Origin of the sequence: Rheinheimera sp. D18 (assembly GCF_004345025.1) — a bacterium.
In the GTDB taxonomy this organism is placed as follows: domain Bacteria; phylum Pseudomonadota; class Gammaproteobacteria; order Enterobacterales; family Alteromonadaceae; genus Alishewanella; species Alishewanella metallidurans.
Map to the genome: position 1 here is coordinate 875,705 of NZ_CP037745.1, position 20,869 is coordinate 896,573.

A 20,869-nucleotide genomic window follows, 5' to 3' on the forward strand; every position below is an offset into this window, starting at 1 on the left:
CATGGTTAGGGTTCGTCAGTCACACAGCAATGAGTACAACAGTGGTGAAACACTGGCGTGGTTATGTTCGTTAGATCTGACAGAGAAAAAGATTACTAGCCTAATGAATGCTGAACAGTGGCTAAAGCAACACCAGTTACTGGATACTGAGCTGGCCGTGCGCACTGGTTGGGAGATGGTCGAAATTCTGGCCGAACTGCGCATGGACAGCGATTCGTTATTAGCGGCATTGTTGTTTCCGCTACTGGATGCGGGTTTAGTTACCACTGAGCAGCTGGAGCCTGAATTTCCAGCCAATGTTATGATAATGCTGCGCGCGGTACAGCAAATGGAGGCCATTCGTACTATTCCTACCGGCCCTAACCAAAGTGTTAATCCGCTACAGGCCGATAATCTGCGGCGTATGCTGCTGGCCATGGTTGAAGACGTGCGCGCCGTAGTTATTAAGCTTGCCGCGCAAATTTGTTATCTGCGCGAAGTGAAAAATGCTGACGAAGAAACGCGTGTGTTGGCAGCTAAAGAAACCAACGCCATTTTCGGGCCTTTAGCTAATAGATTAGGCATTGGTCAACTAAAGTGGGAGTTAGAAGATTTAGCATTTCGTTATTTGCACCCACAGCTATATAAACAAATTGCCAGCCTACTAGAAGAAAAGCGTTTAGATCGAGAGCAATACCTGCAAGATTTTGTTAGCTCGGTGCAGCAAAAAATGGCCGATGCGAATGTAAAAGCCGAGGTGCAGGGGCGGCCAAAACACATTTTTAGCATTTGGAAAAAAATGCAAAAAAAACAAGTGGAATTTGACCAACTATATGATATCCGTGCAGTACGCATTATAACTGAACAAGTACAAGACTGTTATGCGGCACTGGGTTTAGTGCATACCAGCTGGCGGCATCTCCCCAAAGAATTTGATGACTATATTGCTACGCCAAAGCAAAATGGCTATCAGTCTATTCATACCGTAGTACTTGGCCCACAAGGGCGCGCGATTGAAATTCAAATACGTACTCGGCAAATGCATGAAGACTCAGAACTAGGTGTTGCCGCGCATTGGCGTTACAAAGAGGGTAACGCCACGGGTAAAGGCAGTGCAAATGATGAAAAAATTGGTTGGCTGCGTAAATTATTGCAATGGCAAGAAGATGTTGTCGACAGTACCGATTTAGCTGAAGAACTACGCAATCAGGTTATTGAAGATCGGGTTTATGTGTTTACGCCCAAAGGCGATATTGTCGATTTGCCAATGGGCTCTACGCCCCTCGATTTTGCTTATTATGTGCATTCTAATGTTGGCCATCGCTGCATTGGCGCAAAAATATCTGGCCGCATAGTGCCCTTCACTTACCAGTTAAAAACTGGCGATCAGGTTGAAATTTTAACCGGCCGTGAGTTGAATCCTAGCCGTGATTGGCTAAACCCTAACTTAGGCTATTTAAAGTCCAGCCGCGCGCGCTCAAAAGTGCAGTATTGGTTTCGCCTGCAAGACCGTGATAAAAACCTTGCCGCGGGTAAAGAGCTGCTTGATACCGAATTGGCTCGGTTAAATTTAGTGATGAACCAGCCAGCAAAAGTAATTAGCCGATTTAACGTTAACTCGATGGAGGAGCTCTTAGTCGGTATTGGCGGCGGCGAAATAAAAGTTACCCAAGTGGTGCACTTTATTCAAAGCCAATACGGTAAAGCTGAGCAGCCAGATATTGATCCGCGTTTAATTACCAAGCCGCTAGCACCAACGAAAGCTAAAAGCGATGTAGTCGTGCAAGGGGTGGGTAATTTACTAACCCATATGGCCGGTTGTTGTCATCCGTTACCGGGTGATGCCATTGTTGGCTACATTACGCAAGGGCGCGGCATTGCCATTCACCGCGATGACTGTGATCAATTTAAAACCTTGCAAGACACTAACCCAGCTCGGGTAGTAGATGCGACCTGGGGCGACAAATATGCATCAGGTTATGAGGTTGATATTCGCATTGTTGCACACGACCGTAATGGTTTACTGCGTGATATCACCAGCATATTAGCTAATGAAAAAGCCAACGTAACGAAAATGAGCAGTAGCTCAGATATTAAAGCGCAAACCGCGGTAATTAATATGACCCTAGAGTTGTATAACCTCGACTCGCTAAATAAATTATTAAGCAAAATTAGCCAGATAGACGATGTAGCCGAAGCTAAACGCGCGCATCATTAATAGTAAAAGGAAAACTGTGCCAGACAATATTAACCGCCTGTTAGCCATCATGAGCCGGCTGCGCGACCCGGAACACGGCTGCCCATGGGATCTAAAGCAAAGCTATGCCAGTATTGTGCCCTACACCCTAGAAGAAGCCTATGAAGTGGCCGATGCCATAGCGCGGCAAAGCTTTGACGAACTAAAAGACGAGCTGGGAGACTTACTATTTCAGGTGGTCTTTTACGCACAAATTGCTAAAGAAGAAGGCCGCTTTGCCTTTGATGATTGCGTAGCCGCCATATGTGACAAACTAGAGCGGCGCCACCCACATGTATTTGGCGAATTAAACCTAGCCGACGCTGATGCAGTATTAAAAAACTGGGAAGCGCTAAAAACTGAAGAACGCAAAGACGTAGGCCAAAACAGCGTGTTGGATAATATTCCACAGGCCATGCCAGCGCTAAGCCGGGCTTATAAATTGCAAAAACGCTGCGCTAACGTCGGTTTTGACTGGCCAAGTGTTGATGGCTGCTGGGATAAAGTAAAAGAAGAAATTCTTGAAGTTGAGCAAACACAAGCTGACAGCCCAGAACTTAGCGAAGAGTTGGGTGATTTAATGTTTGCACTGGTAAACGTGGTGCGTAAACACAAACTAGATCCAGAAGCTGTGCTGCGAGCGGCCAATAGCAAGTTCGAACGGCGTTTTCGCGCGGTTGAGCAAGCGTTAGTGCTTAATGGCAAAACGCCTGAGCAATCTAACTTAGATGAAATGGAACAACTATGGCAGCAAATAAAACAGCAGGTTTAAATCAGGGGCGCTGATAATAAACCCGCGCCCCGGCGAACTAATATTAATTGACTTCGTCAGGTTCAGTGAATTCTAGGTTGGCGGCTTTTACATGTTTATCACGTAATTTGCCTGTAACAGAACTGAGCTTACGCTGCATTTTCTCTGCCGCGCCAGTAATGGCTTGGCCAACCGTCGCGGCATGTTCAGTGATCGCTAGCGGGTCTAAACCATCAAAACGCGCTTCAATAGTACAGCGCTTATCATGACCATCGTGTTTTTGCTGGCCATTCTCATCACTTAAGTGCACTTCAATACGGGTCAGGTTATCAGCAAAACGATTTAGTTTGCTTTGTAATATATCACGGGCAAACTCGGCCAACCGTTCGTCGGATTTAATGTGGCGGTCTGTGTGTAGTTGAATTTGCATAGGCTACTCCTGTTGTTGACTAAGTGGCGAGACGTTGAATTTTCTAGCTCGCCTATGTCGCATGATATTCCATCTGTTAATACATATCTGGTGACGACTTAAGCGTTCGACAAGGCCCTGCTGACAAAGTTTTTGTAACTACTTAATAAATTGCGGTAGTTGACAGCTTTACATTGAGTGCGTCGCTGCGCTTTGCTATACTTTCTTCCCGTCCTGATACCAAATATTAGCCAACCTTTATCGTCCCTGTGTTTACACTGGGTGCGTGGTTATTTTTGATATTCATCTATTGATTAACATTGTCTCAGGGGTCTTATGACTACAAGATATATCTTTGTGACGGGTGGCGTGGTTTCATCGCTCGGTAAAGGCATTGCCGCAGCGTCGCTGGCTGCTATTTTAGAAGCGCGAGGCCTAAAGGTAACCATTCTTAAGCTCGACCCCTACATTAACGTTGACCCCGGCACCATGAGCCCAATTCAGCATGGTGAGGTGTTTGTTACCGAAGATGGCGCTGAAACTGACCTAGATTTAGGCCACTACGAACGTTTCATTCGCACTAAAATGACAAAGTTAAACAACTTTACCCAAGGTCGTATCTACGCCGATGTATTACGCCGCGAGCGTCGTGGCGATTACTTGGGCGCGACAATTCAAGTTATTCCGCATATTACCAATGAAATTAAAAGCCGCGTAGTTGCAGGCGCTGAAGGCCACGACATTGCCATTGTAGAAATTGGTGGCACGGTTGGTGATATTGAGTCTTTACCGTTTTTAGAAGCGATTCGTCAGTTAGGTGCTGAAGTAGGCCGCGAGCGCACTTTATATATGCATCTGACATTAGTGCCATACTTGGGTACTGCCGGTGAAATTAAAACTAAGCCAACTCAGCATTCAGTAAAAGAGCTGCGCTCAATTGGTATTCAGCCAGATATTTTGATCTGCCGTTCAGACCGAGCCATTCCAGCCAACGAGCGTTCTAAAATCGCCTTGTTTACTAACGTAGAAGAAAAAGCGGTTATCTCGTTAAAAGACGTATCAAGTATTTATCAAATTCCAGCCTTGTTAAAGTCTCAAGGCTTAGACGATCTTGTTTGTCGTCGGTTCTATATTGAAGCACCAGAAGCTAACCTAGCCGAATGGGAGCAGGTGCTGTATCAGCAAACTAACCCAACCGGTGAAGTCACTATTGCTATGGTAGGTAAATATACCGAGCTGCCAGATGCGTATAAATCGGTCAACGAAGCATTATCACACGCTGGCTTAAAAAACCGTGTTACCGTGCACATTAAGTATATTGACTCGCAAGATGTTGAAACCAAAGGCATGGGCATGTTAGCCGGTGTTGATGGCATTTTAGTGCCGGGTGGCTTTGGCGAGCGCGGTGTTGAAGGTAAAATTATGACTGCGCAGTATGCCCGTGAAAACAACATACCTTATTTAGGTATTTGTTTAGGTATGCAAGTGGCGCTAATTGAATTTGCGCGTAACGTAGTGGGTATGAGCCATGCTAACTCAACTGAATTTAACCCAGATACACCTTATCCAGTAGTGGGTTTAATTACCGAATGGCGCGATGCCGACGGTTCGGTAGCAACACGTACTGACGAGTCAGATTTAGGCGGCACTATGCGCTTAGGCAGTCAAAAGTGTAATTTAGTTGATAACACTAAAGCGCGCGAAATATATGGCCAAGCGGTGATTAGCGAACGCCATCGCCATCGGTATGAAGTTAATAATAACTTGCGACCACAATTAGAAGATGCCGGCTTAGTGGTGTCAGGTTTGTCTGCTGATAACCAACTGGTTGAGATGATTGAAATACCCGCGCATCCATTTTTTGTTGCTGCGCAGTTTCATCCGGAATTTAACTCAACACCACGTGATGGCCATCCACTGTTTCAAAGCTTTGTTGCTGCGGTGTTCAAAGCGCAAAAACAGAAATCGGTATAACCTATGCTAAGCCGTGTGAATATATCCGCGGCTGTTTTTTTTAACAGGGAAATTTAAGCATGTCTGAAATTATAAAAATTATCGCTCGTGAAATCATGGATTCTCGCGGCAACCCAACGGTAGAAGCCGATGTTTATTTAGCTAGCGGCGCAATGGGCCGTGGTTGTGCGCCATCAGGTGCATCAACGGGTTCACGCGAAGCGTTAGAACTGCGTGATGGCGATAAAACCCGCTATTTAGGTAAAGGCGTTACTAAAGCCGTGGCTAATATTGTTGGCCCTATTCAGACCGCACTAAAAGGTAAACAAGCTGATCAGCAGCAACACATTGATCAGATCATGATTGATTTAGATGGCACTGAAACTAAAAGCAACCTAGGCGCAAACGCGATATTGGCGGTGTCTTTAGCGGTAGCGCGTGCAGCAGCTGCTGATAAGCACATTCCACTGTATCAACATATTGCTGATTTAAACGGCACGCCAGGTGTGTATAGCATGCCAGTACCCATGATGAATATTATCAATGGCGGCGAGCACGCTGATAACAACGTTGATATTCAAGAGTTTATGGTGCAGCCGGTTGGCGCAAAAAGCTTTGCTGAAGCGCTGCGTATGGGGGCCGAAATTTTCCATAGCTTGAAAAAAGAGTTACAAAAACGTGGCCTTAATACGGCAGTAGGTGACGAAGGTGGTTTTGCCCCTGATCTTAAGTCAAATGAAGAAGCATTAACGGTGATCGTTGAGGCGGTAAAAGCGGCTGGTTACGAGATGAATAAAGACGTAACCTTAGCCCTAGACTGTGCCGCTACTGAATTTTACAAAGACGGTAAATACGTATTAAGCGGCGAGAATAAAAGCTTTGATTCATATGGCTTTAACGACTATTTGGCCGGCTTAACTCAGCGTTACCCTATAGTGTCAATTGAAGACGGTTTAGATGAAAGCGATTGGGATGGTTGGAAAGATTTAACCAATAAACTAGGTGATGAGATACAACTGGTTGGCGACGATTTATTTGTTACTAACACCAAAATTTTAGCCCGTGGCATCGCGCAGGGTATTGGTAACTCTATTTTAATTAAAGTTAACCAAATTGGTACCTTAAGCGAAACTTTAGCGGCAATTAAAATGGCGAAAGACGCCGGTTTTACTGCCGTAATTTCACACCGCAGTGGTGAGACCGAAGATGCGTTTATTGCTGATTTAGCAGTGGGTACTGCAGCTGGGCAAATTAAAACCGGTTCACTGTGTCGGTCAGACCGGGTAGCAAAGTACAATCAGTTATTGCGTATTGAACAAGAATTAGCTGGAAAGGTGCCATATAACGGCCGCAGCGAAATTAAAGGTCAGTAATAACGAACAATAAATAATAAAGCCACCTTCAGGTGGCTTTATTATTAGCGACAAAACTTATTATTACTAAGGGTTTTTACTTTGCAAAGTCGAGTCAATTAGCTAACATCTGGCCATGATAGATACCAGTGTTAATCAGCCGCATTTCTGGCAGGTGTCCAGAGAAAACCAGACGTATACCGAGCTATGTAACGCTTTGTATGAACGCGAGCTATTACGTCTATCGCAATTAAGCACAGAGCAATTACTCAGGTTACCTAACCGACTTGCCAGCTTGCCGTTTTATATCCGTCGTGCTGCCAGTAATATCTTACAACAAAAAAATCAGCTTGAACTGGACAGCCAAAATGCCTCTTGGTATCACAAGCAAGCAAGTTCATGCCCAGCGCGTAAACAACACGCCGATCCTATTGATGCGTTTTATAATAAGTACGCCAAACCGGGTTTAATTGTACCCCTGTATATTACCCAGCTTACGCAAGAGCAAATCGTTTTAGATAGTGTAGATGAGGTCGATAGCGAAGGTCTTAGGTTACATTGCAATGAACACGGTTGGTTTAGTTTTTCTGGTACGCCGCTTGAATCGCAAAATAGTGATAAATTTCTATTAAAACCGGTTAAAACTATTGTTACTGCAGCCTGCTGTGGTCATCAATGGTTAAATGGTGACAAAAAGCCACCGCGACGCCTTAGTTTGCGTGAGCTGCTATTAGCAAGTCGACTAAACTGGCAAAACTTTGCTAAGCCATTACCAGCATTGTTGGACTAATCGTGGTTTCCTACTTTGCATTCATCGGCCAAGGCTTCATAATAACTAAAGCTTTTTTAACGAAGTTGTAATATGCGAATACTCACCTTACTACTTATTGTCTTACTCGGCTTGCTGCAATACCGTTTATGGTTTGGCGAACATAGTATTGCCGACTATTTTCGCCAGCAAGAAGAGCTACGCAGCCAGCAAGCAAGTAACCTAGAGCTAGCGAAACGCAATAGATTGTTGCTTGCGGATGTAAAAGACTTACAACAAGGGCTTGATGCCATTGAAGAGCGAGCGCGAAACGAACTTGGTCTGATTAAAGAAGATGAAGTGTTTTTTCGTATGATTAGCCAACATGGTGATAACGGTGGCAGCAATGACTGACCCCGTTTTGCCAGCAATAGCCGCTATAATGCCGGCAGCTGGCATTGGCTCACGTATGCAAAGCAGTGTACCCAAACAATATTTACAACTGCATGGCAAAACTATTTTAGAGCATAGTATCGCTAAACTGCGTTCGGTGCCGGCTATCCAACAACTATGGTTAGCCTTGGCCGCTGATGATCCTTACTTTGATACCACAGCATTGGCTAATGACGACATTATCCGCGTAAAGGGTGGTGATGAGCGAATGCACTCGGTGTTAAACGCGCTGTGCTTTATTGATGAATATCAGTACCCTTGGGTTTTAGTGCATGACGCCGCTAGGCCGTTGGTACGTAAAAGTGATATTGAACAGCTGATTAAGCGCTGTATCAGCTCAGGTGAAGGCGGTATTCTTGCTTGTCGAGTGCGCGATACGATGAAGCGCGGCGAAAATACCGTCAGTGAAACAGTAAGTCGCGAGCATTTATGGCATGCGCTAACACCGCAATTATTCCCGACGGCCATTTTAAAGGCCGCACTTAATGACGCGATATTGGCTGGTATTAATGTTACTGATGAAGCCTCGGCCATGGAATGGGCAGGGCATAAGGTGTTGCTAGTTGAAGGCCATAGCGACAATATTAAAATTACGCAGCCAGCTGATTTAGCGCTGGCTGCGTTTTATCTGGAGCAGTCAATTTAATGAAAATGCGTGTAGGCCATGGTTTTGATGTACATGCCTTTGGCGGCGATGGGCCAATTACACTTGGTGGTGTAAAAATAGATTATCCACAAGGGCTATTGGCGCACTCCGACGGTGATGTAGTGCTGCATGCCTTGTCAGATGCGCTACTCGGTGCTTTAGCAATGGGTGATATTGGCCATCATTTCCCTGATACCGATGTTGCATTTAAAGGTATTGATAGCCGTATTTTATTACGCAAAGTGTATGCTGATATACAAACTGCGGGTTATAGCGTGGGTAATTTAGATATTACCATCATGGCGCAAGCGCCAAAGATGGCTCCGCATATTACGGCAATGCGCCAGTGTATTGCTGACGACCTAGCTTGTGAGTTGTCTCAGGTTAACGTTAAGGCCACCACCACTGAAAAGTTAGGCTTTGTCGGGCGCAAAGAGGGCATAGCAGTTGAAGCGGTAGTGTTATTGGTTAGCGCATGATTAACAATAAACCTTTAGCCTATTTATATGCTGAACCGACAGCTACCGCGTTACTACGCCAGCAAGCTGATGATTTTATTGTCGATGAACAGCTAAACTTTAGCCCCAGTGGTGCTGGCGAACATGTGCTGCTGCAAATTGAGAAAATAGGCCAGAATACCCAATACGTAGCCAAGCAGTTGGCAACGTTAACGGGGCTGCGCGCCCGCGATATTAGCTATGCCGGTTTAAAAGATCGACATGCGGTAACTAGGCAGTGGTTTTGCTTTAAATGGCCGATTAAACAAGAACTCGATTGGCAAAGTTGGCAGCTTGAAGGGTGTAAAATCCTCGATATGCAGCGCCATTATCGTAAGTTACGTTTGGGCGCTTTAAAAGCGAATCTATTTAAAATTCGCCTGCGCGAGGTATCTAACGCTGCTGATGTGCTTAAACGCGCGGAGCTATTGCTAGACGGTGTACCTAACTATTATGGTGAGCAGCGCTTTGGCATCAATGGTGGTAATTTAGTGCTGGCTGAGCAGCTATTTAGTGGTCAAAGTATTACCGATCGCAAGTTACGCGGCTTAGCCTTGTCGGCAGCCCGATCTTTTATCTTTAACCAGCAAGTGGCGGCGCGTATTAACCATGGGTTATTTAACCAAATAGTAGATGGTGATGTGCTACAACTGGATGGTTCAGGTTCGGTATTTCGCGCAGCGCAAACTGATAGTGCGTTGCAGCAACGTTTGACTGAAAAAGACCTACATATAACCGCAGTACTTGCTGGCATTGGCGAACCTATGGTTAGCGCAACCGCCGCTGAATTTGAGCAGCAAGTGTTAGCTCAGTATGCCTCGTTAGTGCAAGGGCTAGAAGATTACCGCTTAAAAGTAGAACGCAGAGCCATTAGGCTAGTGCCACAACAGTTGGCGATACAGCAGCAGGGCGCAGATATTAACCTTAGCTTTGCCCTGCCTGCAGGTTGCTTTGCGACTAGCGTGCTGCGCGAGTTAGTGAATTATCGTGATTGCGGCCGTCAAGCGGCGGCATTGGAGTAGCGAATGCGCATTTTATTAAGTAATGACGATGGCGTGCATGCCAAGGGCATGCAAGTGTTGCAACAAGCGCTTTGTCAAATAGCAGAAGTTACCACTGTGGGGCCAGATCGTAACTGTAGTGGCGCTAGCAGTTCGTTAACACTAATGAATCCGCTGCGGGTACAGAAAATGGAAAACGGCTTTTTATCAGTTAATGGCACACCAAGTGATTGTGTACACCTTGCCATTAGCAAGCTATTGTCGTTTACGCCAGACTTAGTGGTGGCAGGTATTAACCACGGTGCCAACTTGGGCGATGATGTGCTGTATTCTGGTACGGTAGCGGCCGCAACTGAAGGACGCTACTTAGGCTTGCCGGCTATTGCCGTATCGTTAGCCGGTCGTGGTGATGAACATTTTGCCACCGCAGCTCATGTCACTATACAGGTAATTAAAAAGTTAAAATCACATCCATTACCAGCCGATCAAATTCTTAATATCAATGTACCAGCTATACCCATTGCAGAGCTAAAAGGCATTCAGGTAACACGGTTAGGGCGTCGGCATAAAGCAGAAACCATGACCAGTACTACTGATCCCTGGGGCCGAGAAATATATTGGTATGGTGTACTTGGCCCTGAGCTAGATGCTGGCGAGGGCACTGATTTTTATGCAGTAGCGAATAACTACGCTTCTATTACGCCACTGCAAATTGATATGTCGGCATACCGCAGTATGGACCGATTGAAACAATGGTTAGAAGGGATAAATTTGTAACATGGCCGTCGCAAATTCTCGTAGCGCCGCGGTATTGGCGCAAAAACTTCAAAGCGAAGGTATTACACAGCAACAGGTGCTAACGGCAATTGCTAATACGCCGCGTCATCTGTTTGTCGAAGCTGTATTGGCACATAAAGCTTATGAAAATACCGCTTTACCTATTGGCCAAGGCCAAACTATTTCGCAGCCTTATATTGTCGCTCGTATGACTGAGTTGCTATTACAAGACAAAGCGCCCGGCAAATTATTAGAAATAGGTACTGGCTCAGGCTACCAAACGGCAATATTGGCGCGGTTATTCTCACATGTGTGCAGTGTTGAGCGTATTAAAGCTTTGCAGTTTCAGGCAAAGCGCCGCCTCCAACAATTAGATTTACATAATGTATCAATGAAGCACGGTGATGGCTGGCAAGGTTGGCCTAGCAAGGCGCCGTTTGACAGCATTATTGTTACCGCAGCACCAAGCGAAGTGCCTATTGCGTTGTTACAACAACTAAGCGATGGTGGCAGACTAGTTATCCCAGTTGGTTTGCATGAGCAAGTCTTGCGTGTGTATCAACGTAGCGGTAGTGAGTTTACCAGCCAAGATATTGAAGCTGTTCGGTTCGTACCTCTAGTACCCGGTGAACTAGCCTAGGCGTTTAGCATCTAAGGTTAGCGTTAATTTTTCATTCTGACGCCCATATTTACAGTGCTATATACAAAGGCAATCAACAAGGAAAGTAAATGCAGTTTTTGCAGTGGATCATAAAAGGCTTGGCGATGGGCGCAGCGGATGTTGTGCCAGGCGTGTCTGGCGGCACCTTAGCGTTTATTCTCGGTATTTACGAGCGTCTACTCGGCGCAATTAGCCATTGTAATATACAGGCGGTTAAGCTGCTGTTGCAGGGGCGCGTTAAAGCTATGTGGCAGTACGTCGATGGCACTTTTTTACTGTGTTTGTTTGGCGGTATCTTATTTAGTGTATTTACACTGGCAGGTATTATTTCTTATTTATTAGTACATAGACCCATTCCATTGTGGGCATTGTTTTTTGCATTAATTATTACCGCGTTACCGCATTTATGTCGCAGTTTACGCTGGAGCGTTTGGCGCTTATTACTCTGCGCGTTAGGTATCCTATTTTCTGTACTGGTGGGTATGTTAACACCACAGGAATTACAGCCACAAAGTTGGATGTTCTTTGTTGCTGGTGCAGTAGCAATTTGCGCGATGATTTTACCCGGTATTTCTGGCAGTTTTATTTTGTTAATGTCTGGCATGTATGCGCCAGTACTGCTTGCCGTAACTGAATTACAATTAGGTGTGCTAGCGTTATTTATGCTCGGTTGCATTGTTGGCTTGTTAAGTTTTTCGCGGTTATTAAATTGGCTATTGCAACATTATCATGACGCGAGTTTGGCATTGTTAATTGGTATCGTTATTGGTGCACTGTATCGAATTTGGCCTTGGCAGGTGGCGCAGCAGCTTTATTTACCTTGGCACTACGCCGACAGTATTGGGCCTGCGGATACTTTTCTGGCGCTAATTTGCGCGCTAGCCGGAGTAATAGTAATGTTGTTATTGCTTAATTTAGAAAAATGGTTAAAACCAGCTTCGGTGAACGCTAAGCCAGCAGCAAACGAATAGGAAATATAGTATCCGTTGTTTTAACGACTACTCTTTCACGTTAACGCAAACCTTTGGTTGGATTAACAAAGGTGCGCTGCTGTTGCTTTTACTGCAGGTTGTGGCTTGTTCGTCACGTACCGCACCTGCGCCTGTTACTACGCTTGATCTGAGAGAAAACTTCTATCAGCAGCGTAACCGAGGTAGTTTAAACGCACATACTTATACCGTTCAGCGTGGCGATACGTTGTATTCAATCGCGTTTCGTGCCGGTAAAGACGTGCGCGAGCTAGCGGCTATTAATAACATTGCCAGCCCGTACACTATTTATCCACAGCAAAAATTACGCCTTGGTGGTAAGGTTGCGCTTAACCACAAAAAGTCGACACCAAGTGTGGCGCAGGTAGAAAGCACCAAGCCAGCTCCTAGCAAAAAAACACCGACCATTATAAAACCCACGCCGAGTGTAAAGCCGGCTCCGGTTCAAGTTGTAAAAAACACCAGTAACCAGAGTTCAAGCCAAACAAAATCAAATAGTTCGGTTAAACCAGTTGCGTCAGAAAATCAAAAGAGTTATGGTCAGACAGTAGCTATAAAAAACAAAAAAAGCGCGGATCTTACCCCGAATGTTGGCTTGGTGCAATGGCAGTGGCCAGTTAAAGGGAAAATAATTTCTGGGTTTTCGCATAAAGAGCAGGGCAATAAAGGTGTCGATATTAGTGGCGCGGAGGGCAATAGGGTCAATGCTGCTGCTAGTGGGCAGGTTGTGTATGCCGGTAACGCGCTAAGAGGGTATGGCAACTTAATTATAATTAAGCATAACGATGATTACCTAAGTGCATACGCTCACAACAGAAAGATGCTGGTAGCAGAAAAGCAGATGGTAATGGCAGGCCAGCAAATTGCCGAACTAGGTAGTACCGATGCAACTGATGCACGTTTGCATTTTGAGATACGTTATCGTGGTAGTTCGGTTGATCCATTAAAATATTTACCAAAATAATTAGATTAAAACACTAGCGTCATAAGAAGGATTAGATAGCGTCTGGCTAGCCCCAGCACCCTGTATACGTGGGAGAAAGGACATGACACAAAAAAGTGATGATGTACTAGATTATAAAGAAGACGAGATAGAGGATGAGGGGCTACTCGACGATGAAGCCGAACCGGATGCCGCTGCTTTAGCAACTGAAGAAGTTGGTAATGATGAAGTTTTTGCCAAAGACGACAGTCAAAAAACCATGGATGCCACGCAGATTTATTTGGGGGAAATTGGTTTCTCACCACTGCTTTCTGCTGAAGAAGAGGTCTACTTTTCGCGCCTAGCATTAAAAGGTGACCAAGCTGCGCGCAAACGAATGATTGAAAGTAATTTACGTTTAGTCGTTAAAATTGCGCGTCGATATATCAACCGTGGTTTGGCATTGTTAGATTTAATTGAAGAAGGCAACCTTGGCTTAATTCGCGCGGTAGAAAAGTTTGACCCTGAACGAGGTTTCCGATTTTCTACTTATGCTACTTGGTGGATCCGCCAGACCATCGAGCGGGCCATTATGAATCAAACCCGCACCATTCGTTTACCCATTCATGTAGTAAAAGAACTGAATATTTATTTACGCGCCGCGCGTGAGTTATCGCAAAAGTTGGATCATGAGCCGACACCTGAAGAAATTGCTGCAGCATTAGATCGTCCGGTTGAAGACGTACGCAAAATGCTAAAGCTAAATGAAAAAATAACCTCGGTAGATACACCCATTGCTGGTGCTTCTGAAAAGATGCTGCTGGATATTATTGCTGATGAAAAAGAGTTAGGGCCTGAAGCTGAATTGCAAGAGGCTGATATTCGTCAGCATTTGGTGGTTTGGTTAAACGAGCTAAATCCCAAGCAGCGTGAAGTGCTAGCACGGCGTTTTGGCATGTTGGGCTACGAGCCTTCGACATTAGAAGATGTTGGCCATGAAATAGGTTTAACTCGTGAGCGTGTGCGGCAAATTCAAGTAGAGGCACTGCGGCGGTTACGCGAAATAGTAACGCATCAAGGCTTAAACGTTGAAACCTTGTTCCAAGAGTAATCATCATATAAAAAACATAAAGCGTCGATCGGCGCTTTATGTTTTTGTTAGATACTGAATTAGCGCGTCGGTAGCGGTTGTAATATGTTCGCGTAGTAGCGTACACGCTGCATCTATGCTGCCTGCACGCAACAATGTAATTAGCTGTCGGTGTTCAGTCGCGCTAGTGTTTGCGTAACACATGCTTTGTTCTTGATAGCCGATATAGCGAGATACTTGTTGGTGCAACTGATCGAGCAAGCGCAGCAAATGCGGTTTGTGGCATTCTTGATATAGCCGTCGATGAAACTGCCAATTTAAATCACCACGCTCAAAAGCCGATAGCTGAGTATTATTGTCGATAGCAGCCAACAGATCTTCGGCTTGTCCTAAAATGCTGAAATTAAGGTTTTCTGCAGCCAGCTGTAACGCCAGGGGTTCAAGTTGTAAACGCAATAAGCATAACTCGTTGGCTTCAGCTACCGTGAAATTAGACACCTTGATACCGGCTTTACCATGGCTTTGTAGCCAGCCTTCGTTTATGAGTTGTTGCAAGGCATCGCGCACTACAATCCGACTAACATTATAATATTCTGCTAATTGCTGCTGCGTAAGCACGGCGCTAGGTTGCCAGTGCTGCAATTGAATATCGCGTTTTAACTGTTGGTATAGCTGCTGCTTTTTAAGCATTAGAGTCTCCGGCGAAAGCCATTAACCAGTAGTAACGTAATACCGCCGGCAATAATGCCCCAGAATGCGGCGGCAATGCCAAAAAAGTTCACGCCACTAGCTGTTACCAGTAAGGTAACTACGGCCGCTTCGCGGTGCTCACCTTCTGCTGTAGCAACGGCTAAATTAGCGCCTATAGTGCCTAGCAGCGCAAGCCCCGCCAGTGCGGCAATCATTTCTTTAGGAAAGGCGGCAAACAACGCGACGACAGTCGCACCTGCCAAGCCCGCTAGCAGATAAAATACTCCAGCAGCAATGCCGGCAACATAGCGTTTAGTTTTGTCTGGGTGCGCTTCAGGCCCAGTACAAATTGCGGCGGTAATGGCGGCTAAGTTCAGCGAGAAGGCACCCCAAGGTGCAAGCAGCAGCGTAGAAGCTGCGGTCACAGTAATAAGTGGAGAAACCGGCGTTTGATAACCACTGGTACGAATTACCGCAACACCAGGAATGTTCTGTGATGCCATGGTGACTAGCAAGAGCGGTAAACCTACACCCAGCAATGCGCTTAATGACCAGTGCGGTGTAACCCATACTGGCGTGGTAAAGCTAAGTATTACTGAATGATAGTTAAATTGACCTTGTAGTACTACGGTGATTAATCCTGCTAACAGTACCCATAAAATTGCATAGCGCGGCGCCAAACGTTTAGCTAATAAATAGCTAATACACATTATGCCGACTAACCATAACTGGGTTTGTAATGAGGTGAAAATGCTTAAACCAAATTGCAGCAATATGCCAGCAAGCATGGCGCTGGCTAGTGGCAGCGGGATCAGTCGAGTCAGTTTATCAAACCAACCGCTAATACCAATAATTACGCCTAATACCGCAGCAAACATAAATACGCCGACAGCTTCGTTAATAGTCAAACCTTGCAAGCTGGTAGCAAGTAATGCCGCACCCGGTGTGGACCAAGCCGTGACAATTGGCGCTTTGTAATACCAAGATAGGCCGATACAGGTAGCGCCCATGCCAATACCTAGCGCAAGTAACCACGATGCCATTATTTCCGGTGTGGCCCCTGCAGCTTCAGCAGCTTGCAGCACAATAGCAACTGAGCTGGCAAAGCCGACCAACACGGCGACAAAACCGGCGACTACCGCAGATAGATTTAGATCTTTAATGGGCATAGGGTATTTGCACTATAAAAAATATACTTAATTTTAAATGTATACATTTTTACAGGGGCAAGCAAGCAGAGTAATATTAAATTAAATACGGCAGAGTAGACGGTAAGTAAGTGTATGTTGAATGCGTATAGCGCAGTGTGGCGTGCCGAATCGGTTTGTTCACGCCAACACGCCGTAAATACGTCCATGTAGGCTCGTTTCCGCCCATCCAGGGCTTCAACGGTCGGCTTTGAACAAACCGATTCTAGCTATTCTAGCTAGAGTTGACTTTTTAGTTGGTACAGCAACTCTAACGCCTGACGGGCGCTTAAATCATCAGGGTTAATATCTCGTAATTGCTCTACTATCGGGTGTTCGGCTTCTAGTAAGCTCAACTGAGGCTGCACAGTTGTAGCTATCGTTTGTGTGGCTGTCGTTTTTGCTACCGCAGTGTTGCTGTGCTGTTCTAGCTCGCTAAGTTTAAGGCGTGCCCGCTGGATAACGGCTTTAGGTACGCCAGCTAATTGTGCAACCTGCAAACCAAAGCTTTTGCTAGCAGCACCGTCCTGAACTTGGTGCATAAATACAATATCATCACCGTGCTCTATGGCATCTAAGTGCACATTAGCCAGTGCTGGCAATTGATCTGCTAGCACGGTTAACTCAAAATAGTGGGTAGCAAATAAGGTCAATGATTTTATTGTTGTTGCCAAATAATCAGCACAGGCCCAGGCTAAACTAAGGCCATCATATGTGCTGGTGCCTCGGCCAATTTCATCCATTAATACTAAGCTATGTTCGGTAGCATGATGCAAAATGGTTGCAGTTTCGGTCATCTCAACCATAAAGGTCGAACGGCCTGAGGCCAGATCATCTGATGCACCAATTCGAGTGAAAATACGATCGATCGGGCCAATTTCTGCTTGGTCTGCGGGCACAAAACAACCAATATAGGCCATTAAAACAATCAGCGCGGTTTGGCGCATATAGGTTGATTTACCACCCATGTTGGGGCCGGTAATCATTAGCATACGCCGTTGAGCATGTAAATTTAATGGGTTGGCAATAAAGGGCTCGGTTAATACTTGCTCTACCACTGGATGCCTTGCCTGTTGCAGCATAATGCCAGTAGTGCTGGTTAACTTTGGCTGGCAGTAATTTAAGTTATCGGCGCGCTCGGCAAAAGTACACAACACATCTAACTCGGCCAGAGTTTGTGCTAATTGCTGCAGTTGTGCTAAAAATGGTGTAGTCAGTAAAAATAGCTGCTCGTATAACTGCTTCTCAAGTGCTAATGCTTTGCTTTGGCTACCAAGTACTTTGTCTTCGTATTCTTTTAACTCAGGAATAATATAGCGTTCATTATTTTTTAGTGTTTGTCGGCGAATGTATTCCGCTGGTACTTTAGTATCGGCACTGCGGCCGGTTTCAATGTAATAACCGTGCACGCGGTTAAAGCCCACTTTTAACGAGGCAATACCGGTACGCTCACGCTCGCGCAGTTCTAGTTGGTCTAAATAGTCGGTTGCGCCCTCAGCTAGCGCCCGCCATTGGTCTAGCTCGGCGTTATAGCCGTTGGCAATAACACCACCATCGCGAATAAGCACCGGCGGCGCTTCAACAATGGCACGTTCTAACAACTCGCATAGTGCTGGCAGTGGCTTAGCTGCTTGGCTAATTTGTTGTAACAACGGGCTTTGCAACAGGCTAAGCTTTGGTGCTAACTCGGGTAGCTGCTGCAGCGCTTGGCGTAAGCGGGCAAAGTCACGTGGTCGGGCACTTCGTAGTGCTAAGCGGGCGATAACACGTTCAATGTCGCCAATATGTTTTAATTGCGGCTGTAATTGCTCGTAATGCTTAAATAACTCAGCAACGGCATTAAGCCGCGCATTTACTTGTGTTTGTTGGCGTAGTGGAGCATGGATCCAACGCTTTAATAAGCGTGAGCCCATGGCTGTTTGGCTGTGGTCTAACACGGCCGCTAAGGTATGCTCGTAATGTCCGGCTAAATTTTGTGTCAGCTCTAAATTACGCCGAGTAGCGGCATCTAATACAATATTGTCTTGCGCACGTTCAAGTGCAATAGCACGAATATGTGGCAGTGCGGCGCGCTGGGTGTCTTTAACGTATTGCATAACACAGCCAGCAGCCATAATGGCCACAGGAGCTTCATCAACACCAAAACTGAGTAAATCTTTAGTGCCAAACTGCTGACATAATAAACGTTTTGCTGTAGCCAGTTCAAATTCCCAAATGGGTCGGCGGCGCGCGCCTTTGCGTTTCTCTAGCAACAACGGCTGAGAAAAATCTTCTGGATATAATAATTCGGCGGGGTTTAAGCGCTGTAATAGCGCAGCCAAATCGTCAAAATTATCTACTTGATTTAATAAAAAACGGCCACTACTTAAATCTAATTGGGCCAAACCGAATTGCCCCCGCAATTGGCTAATAGCACAGAGCAAGTTATCTTGGCGTTCATTTAACAGGGCTTCATCGGTTACCGTGCCCGGAGTCACTATACGCACTACTTTGCGTTCAACGGGGCCCTTGCTGGTGGCTGGGTCACCAATTTGCTCACAAATAGCCACCGACTCGCCTAATTGTACTAAGCGGGCTAAATAACCTTCTATGGCATGGTAAGGTACGCCAGCCATAGGAATAGGCAAGCCACCGCTTTGGCCGCGCTTGGTCAGCGATATATCTAGTAATGCCGCAGCGCGTTTGGCATCATCAAAAAACAGCTCGTAAAAATCGCCCATACGATATAGCAACAAAATATCGGGGTGCTCACTTTTAATGCCTAAATACTGCTGCATCATCGGCGTATGTGCGCTTAACGCTTGCTCCATTTTCTGGTCTGACGGCATAATGCTGTTCTAAATTCCTTGTTGGATAAAATATGACGGTCGCAGCAGATAGCCTGCAGCTGGCGACAGAATTAGGCCAGCTATTATTACGGAAAAAATGGACGATAACCACTGCAGAATCGTGCACTGGTGGTGGCATTGGTTATTGGCTTACGGCGGTGGCCGGCAGTTCGGCCTATATTGATCGAGGTTTTATCACTTACAGCAATAAAGCCAAGCAGCAATTACTTGGCGTACGCAGTGCAACCTTGCTGCAGTTTGGTGCGGTAAGTGAAGACACTGTGCGTGAAATGGCCGAGGGTGCTGCTAAAGCCGCTAACGCGAATTTAGCTATTGCGGTATCGGGTATAGCCGGGCCAGATGGGGGTTCAGAGTACAAACCGGTAGGCACAGTGTGTTTTGGCTTTTTCCTTAATGGACAGTTAGCGACTCAACGTTTAGTGTTTACTGGTGATCGGCAACAAGTAAGACAACAAGCAATAGATTATGCTCTTAAACAAAGTATCGAACTGTTGACAGCAGTTATACAGTAGAGTACTGTACGAGCATACAGTGTTAATGGTCCGGCATGCCCGGCGCAACCTTGGATATAAAAATGGACGATAATAAACAAAAAGCCCTTACCGCCGCCTTAAGTCAAATTGAACGTCAATTCGGTAAAGGCTCTATTATGCGTCTGGGCGATAGCACAGCGCTAGATATAGCTGCAGTTTCTACTGGCTCGTTAGGTTTAGATATTGCACTTGGTATAGGTGGCTTACCTTATGGCCGTATTGTAGAAATTTACGGCCCAGAGTCGTCAGGTAAAACCACTTTAACGTTGCAGGTTATTGCTGAAGCACAAAAAGCCGGTAAAACCTGCGCTTTTATTGACGCTGAGCACGCGCTAGACCCGGTATATGCTAAGAAGTTAGGCGTAAATGTTGACCAATTGTTGGTGTCGCAACCAGACACGGGCGAGCAAGCATTAGAGATTTGCGACATGCTGGTACGATCTGCTGCGGTAGATGTAGTGGTTGTCGACTCGGTTGCTGCATTAACGCCAAAAGCAGAAATTGAAGGTGATATGGGCGATAGCCACATGGGCCTGCAAGCGCGTTTAATGTCACAGGCGCTACGTAAGTTAACCGGTAATATTAAGCGTTCTAATACGCTAGTTATTTTTATCAACCAAATTCGTATGAAAATTGGTGTGATGTTTGGTAACCCAGAAACCACTACGGGTGGTAACGCACTTAAGTTTTATGCCTCAGTGCGCTTAGATATTCGCCGTATTGGTTCAGTTAAAGATGGCGAAGAAATTGTTGGTAACGAAACCCGAGTTAAGGTAGTTAAAAACAAGGTTGCACCACCATTTAAACAAGCCGAATTTATTATTCAATATGGTGCTGGTATCAACAAACTAGGCGAGCTGGTTGATTTAGGTGTCGCACAAGGTTTGGTAGACAAAGCCGGCGCTTGGTATGCTTATCAGGGTAATAAAATTGGCCAAGGTAAAGCCAACGCTATGAAATATCTAGCTGATAATCCAAAAATAGCGGATGAAATTGAGAAAGAGCTGCGCAGCCGTTTATTATTAAAGCCGGGTGAGAAGCCAATTGAAGAAAGTATACCTGAAGCCTTTGAAGCTGATTTGTAAAATCAGTATTACTAAGGATCAATAAAGCCAATAGTAAGTTTTATATTGGCAATTAAATTTA

The 20,869-nt window shown here is 45.5% G+C and carries 20 protein-coding genes; 16 read left to right on the forward strand and 4 right to left on the reverse strand.

Annotated elements, in window-relative coordinates:
- The first annotated feature begins 1 nt into the window (after position 1).
- Both relA and mazG read left to right on the forward strand, forming a co-directional pair.
- Positions 2-2,197 carry a GTP diphosphokinase gene (gene relA / locus E0Z06_RS04215; protein WP_132582189.1) on the forward strand — a complete coding sequence of 732 codons (2,196 nt, stop codon included), beginning with the start codon at positions 2-4 and terminating at the stop codon, positions 2,195-2,197.
- Positions 2,198-2,213: 16 nt separating this feature from the next.
- Complete coding sequence (gene mazG, locus E0Z06_RS04220; RefSeq protein ID WP_132582191.1) at positions 2,214-2,987, forward strand: nucleoside triphosphate pyrophosphohydrolase; 774 nt, start codon at positions 2,214-2,216, stop codon at positions 2,985-2,987.
- Between the two features lie 43 nt (positions 2,988-3,030).
- Here mazG and E0Z06_RS04225 read toward each other — a convergent pair whose 3' ends face one another.
- Positions 3,031-3,396 (reverse strand): HPF/RaiA family ribosome-associated protein, encoded by a 366-nt coding sequence (locus E0Z06_RS04225; RefSeq protein ID WP_132582193.1) that lies wholly within the window; start codon positions 3,394-3,396, stop codon positions 3,031-3,033.
- A gap of 315 nt (positions 3,397-3,711) precedes the next feature.
- On the opposite strand from E0Z06_RS04225, the gene E0Z06_RS04230 reads away from it, so the two are divergent.
- From E0Z06_RS04230 to rpoS, 12 genes are all read left to right on the forward strand, one after another.
- Complete coding sequence (locus tag E0Z06_RS04230; protein WP_132582195.1) at positions 3,712-5,349, forward strand: CTP synthase; 1,638 nt, start codon at positions 3,712-3,714, stop codon at positions 5,347-5,349.
- 59 nt (positions 5,350-5,408) lie between these two features.
- Positions 5,409-6,701, forward strand: coding sequence for a phosphopyruvate hydratase (gene eno / locus E0Z06_RS04235; protein ID WP_132582197.1), 1,293 nt, complete (start codon positions 5,409-5,411; stop codon positions 6,699-6,701).
- Positions 6,702-6,816: 115 nt separating this feature from the next.
- Positions 6,817-7,470, forward strand: coding sequence for a hypothetical protein (locus tag E0Z06_RS04240; protein WP_132582199.1), 654 nt, complete (start codon positions 6,817-6,819; stop codon positions 7,468-7,470).
- A gap of 72 nt (positions 7,471-7,542) precedes the next feature.
- Positions 7,543-7,842: a cell division protein FtsB gene (gene ftsB, locus E0Z06_RS04245; RefSeq protein ID WP_132582201.1), complete on the forward strand. Its 300-nt coding sequence runs from the start codon at positions 7,543-7,545 to the stop codon at positions 7,840-7,842.
- Entirely contained in the window at positions 7,835-8,527 is a 693-nt protein-coding gene (ispD, locus tag E0Z06_RS04250) for a 2-C-methyl-D-erythritol 4-phosphate cytidylyltransferase (protein ID WP_132582203.1), read from the forward strand. The genes ftsB and ispD overlap by 8 nt, the downstream gene beginning before the upstream one ends.
- Positions 8,527-9,006: a 2-C-methyl-D-erythritol 2,4-cyclodiphosphate synthase gene (gene ispF / locus E0Z06_RS04255; RefSeq protein WP_132582205.1), complete on the forward strand. Its 480-nt coding sequence runs from the start codon at positions 8,527-8,529 to the stop codon at positions 9,004-9,006. Before ispD ends, ispF begins: the two co-directional genes overlap by 1 nt.
- Complete coding sequence (gene truD / locus E0Z06_RS04260; RefSeq protein ID WP_132582207.1) at positions 9,003-10,046, forward strand: tRNA pseudouridine(13) synthase TruD; 1,044 nt, start codon at positions 9,003-9,005, stop codon at positions 10,044-10,046. Before ispF ends, truD begins: the two co-directional genes overlap by 4 nt.
- A 3-nt stretch (positions 10,047-10,049) precedes the next feature.
- Positions 10,050-10,802, forward strand: a complete 753-nt coding sequence (gene surE, locus E0Z06_RS04265; RefSeq protein WP_132582209.1) for a 5'/3'-nucleotidase SurE — start codon at positions 10,050-10,052, stop codon at positions 10,800-10,802.
- Position 10,803: 1 nt separating this feature from the next.
- Complete coding sequence (locus tag E0Z06_RS04270; RefSeq protein ID WP_132582211.1) at positions 10,804-11,442, forward strand: protein-L-isoaspartate(D-aspartate) O-methyltransferase; 639 nt, start codon at positions 10,804-10,806, stop codon at positions 11,440-11,442.
- Between the two features lie 89 nt (positions 11,443-11,531).
- Positions 11,532-12,434 (forward strand): DUF368 domain-containing protein, encoded by a 903-nt coding sequence (locus tag E0Z06_RS04275; RefSeq protein WP_132582213.1) that lies wholly within the window; start codon positions 11,532-11,534, stop codon positions 12,432-12,434.
- Positions 12,435-12,516: 82 nt separating this feature from the next.
- The gene (locus tag E0Z06_RS04280) at positions 12,517-13,416 is read left to right on the forward strand and encodes a peptidoglycan DD-metalloendopeptidase family protein (protein WP_243695559.1); all 900 of its coding nucleotides are present in this window, start codon (positions 12,517-12,519) and stop codon (positions 13,414-13,416) included.
- Positions 13,417-13,498: 82 nt separating this feature from the next.
- Positions 13,499-14,485, forward strand: a complete 987-nt coding sequence (gene rpoS, locus E0Z06_RS04285) for an RNA polymerase sigma factor RpoS (RefSeq protein WP_132582217.1) — start codon at positions 13,499-13,501, stop codon at positions 14,483-14,485.
- Between the two features lie 36 nt (positions 14,486-14,521).
- On the opposite strand, the gene E0Z06_RS04290 is transcribed toward rpoS, so the two are convergent.
- From E0Z06_RS04290 to mutS, 3 genes are all read right to left on the reverse strand, one after another.
- A complete protein-coding gene (locus E0Z06_RS04290) occupies positions 14,522-15,154 on the reverse strand; it encodes a GntR family transcriptional regulator (protein WP_132582219.1) in 633 nt (210 codons plus the stop codon).
- Positions 15,154-16,323 carry a benzoate/H(+) symporter BenE family transporter gene (locus E0Z06_RS04295; protein WP_132582221.1) on the reverse strand — a complete coding sequence of 390 codons (1,170 nt, stop codon included), beginning with the start codon at positions 16,321-16,323 and terminating at the stop codon, positions 15,154-15,156. Before E0Z06_RS04295 ends, E0Z06_RS04290 begins: the two co-directional genes overlap by 1 nt.
- Positions 16,324-16,580: 257 nt before the next feature.
- Positions 16,581-19,169, reverse strand: coding sequence for a DNA mismatch repair protein MutS (gene mutS, locus E0Z06_RS04300; protein WP_132582223.1), 2,589 nt, complete (start codon positions 19,167-19,169; stop codon positions 16,581-16,583).
- Between the two features lie 32 nt (positions 19,170-19,201).
- Between mutS and E0Z06_RS04305 the strand changes: the two genes are divergently transcribed.
- Together E0Z06_RS04305 and recA are read left to right on the forward strand one after the other, a co-directional pair.
- Entirely contained in the window at positions 19,202-19,702 is a 501-nt protein-coding gene (locus E0Z06_RS04305; RefSeq protein ID WP_132582225.1) for a nicotinamide-nucleotide amidohydrolase family protein, read from the forward strand.
- A 62-nt stretch (positions 19,703-19,764) separates the two neighbouring features.
- A complete protein-coding gene (gene recA, locus E0Z06_RS04310; RefSeq protein WP_132582227.1) occupies positions 19,765-20,808 on the forward strand; it encodes a recombinase RecA in 1,044 nt (347 codons plus the stop codon).
- Positions 20,809-20,869 lie beyond the last annotated feature (61 nt).

Bases quoted from the DNA above. Each gene is read 5' to 3' on its own strand.
- relA (WP_132582189.1), top strand. From the start codon at position 2: ATGGTTAGGGTTCGTCAGTCACACAGCAATGAGTACAACAGTGGTGAA.
- E0Z06_RS04225 (WP_132582193.1), bottom strand. From the start codon at position 3,396: ATGCAAATTCAACTACACACAGACCGCCACATTAAATCCGACGAACGG.
- E0Z06_RS04230 (WP_132582195.1), top strand. From the start codon at position 3,712: ATGACTACAAGATATATCTTTGTGACGGGTGGCGTGGTTTCATCGCTC.
- eno (WP_132582197.1), top strand. From the start codon at position 5,409: ATGTCTGAAATTATAAAAATTATCGCTCGTGAAATCATGGATTCTCGC.
- E0Z06_RS04240 (WP_132582199.1), top strand. From the start codon at position 6,817: ATGATAGATACCAGTGTTAATCAGCCGCATTTCTGGCAGGTGTCCAGA.
- ftsB (WP_132582201.1), top strand. From the start codon at position 7,543: ATGCGAATACTCACCTTACTACTTATTGTCTTACTCGGCTTGCTGCAA.
- ispD (WP_132582203.1), top strand. From the start codon at position 7,835: ATGACTGACCCCGTTTTGCCAGCAATAGCCGCTATAATGCCGGCAGCT.
- ispF (WP_132582205.1), top strand. From the start codon at position 8,527: ATGAAAATGCGTGTAGGCCATGGTTTTGATGTACATGCCTTTGGCGGC.
- truD (WP_132582207.1), top strand. From the start codon at position 9,003: ATGATTAACAATAAACCTTTAGCCTATTTATATGCTGAACCGACAGCT.
- surE (WP_132582209.1), top strand. From the start codon at position 10,050: ATGCGCATTTTATTAAGTAATGACGATGGCGTGCATGCCAAGGGCATG.
- E0Z06_RS04270 (WP_132582211.1), top strand. From the start codon at position 10,804: ATGGCCGTCGCAAATTCTCGTAGCGCCGCGGTATTGGCGCAAAAACTT.
- E0Z06_RS04275 (WP_132582213.1), top strand. From the start codon at position 11,532: ATGCAGTTTTTGCAGTGGATCATAAAAGGCTTGGCGATGGGCGCAGCG.
- rpoS (WP_132582217.1), top strand. From the start codon at position 13,499: ATGACACAAAAAAGTGATGATGTACTAGATTATAAAGAAGACGAGATA.
- E0Z06_RS04290 (WP_132582219.1), bottom strand. From the start codon at position 15,154: ATGCTTAAAAAGCAGCAGCTATACCAACAGTTAAAACGCGATATTCAA.
- E0Z06_RS04295 (WP_132582221.1), bottom strand. From the start codon at position 16,323: ATGCCCATTAAAGATCTAAATCTATCTGCGGTAGTCGCCGGTTTTGTC.
- mutS (WP_132582223.1), bottom strand. From the start codon at position 19,169: ATGCCGTCAGACCAGAAAATGGAGCAAGCGTTAAGCGCACATACGCCG.
- E0Z06_RS04305 (WP_132582225.1), top strand. From the start codon at position 19,202: ATGACGGTCGCAGCAGATAGCCTGCAGCTGGCGACAGAATTAGGCCAG.
- recA (WP_132582227.1), top strand. From the start codon at position 19,765: ATGGACGATAATAAACAAAAAGCCCTTACCGCCGCCTTAAGTCAAATT.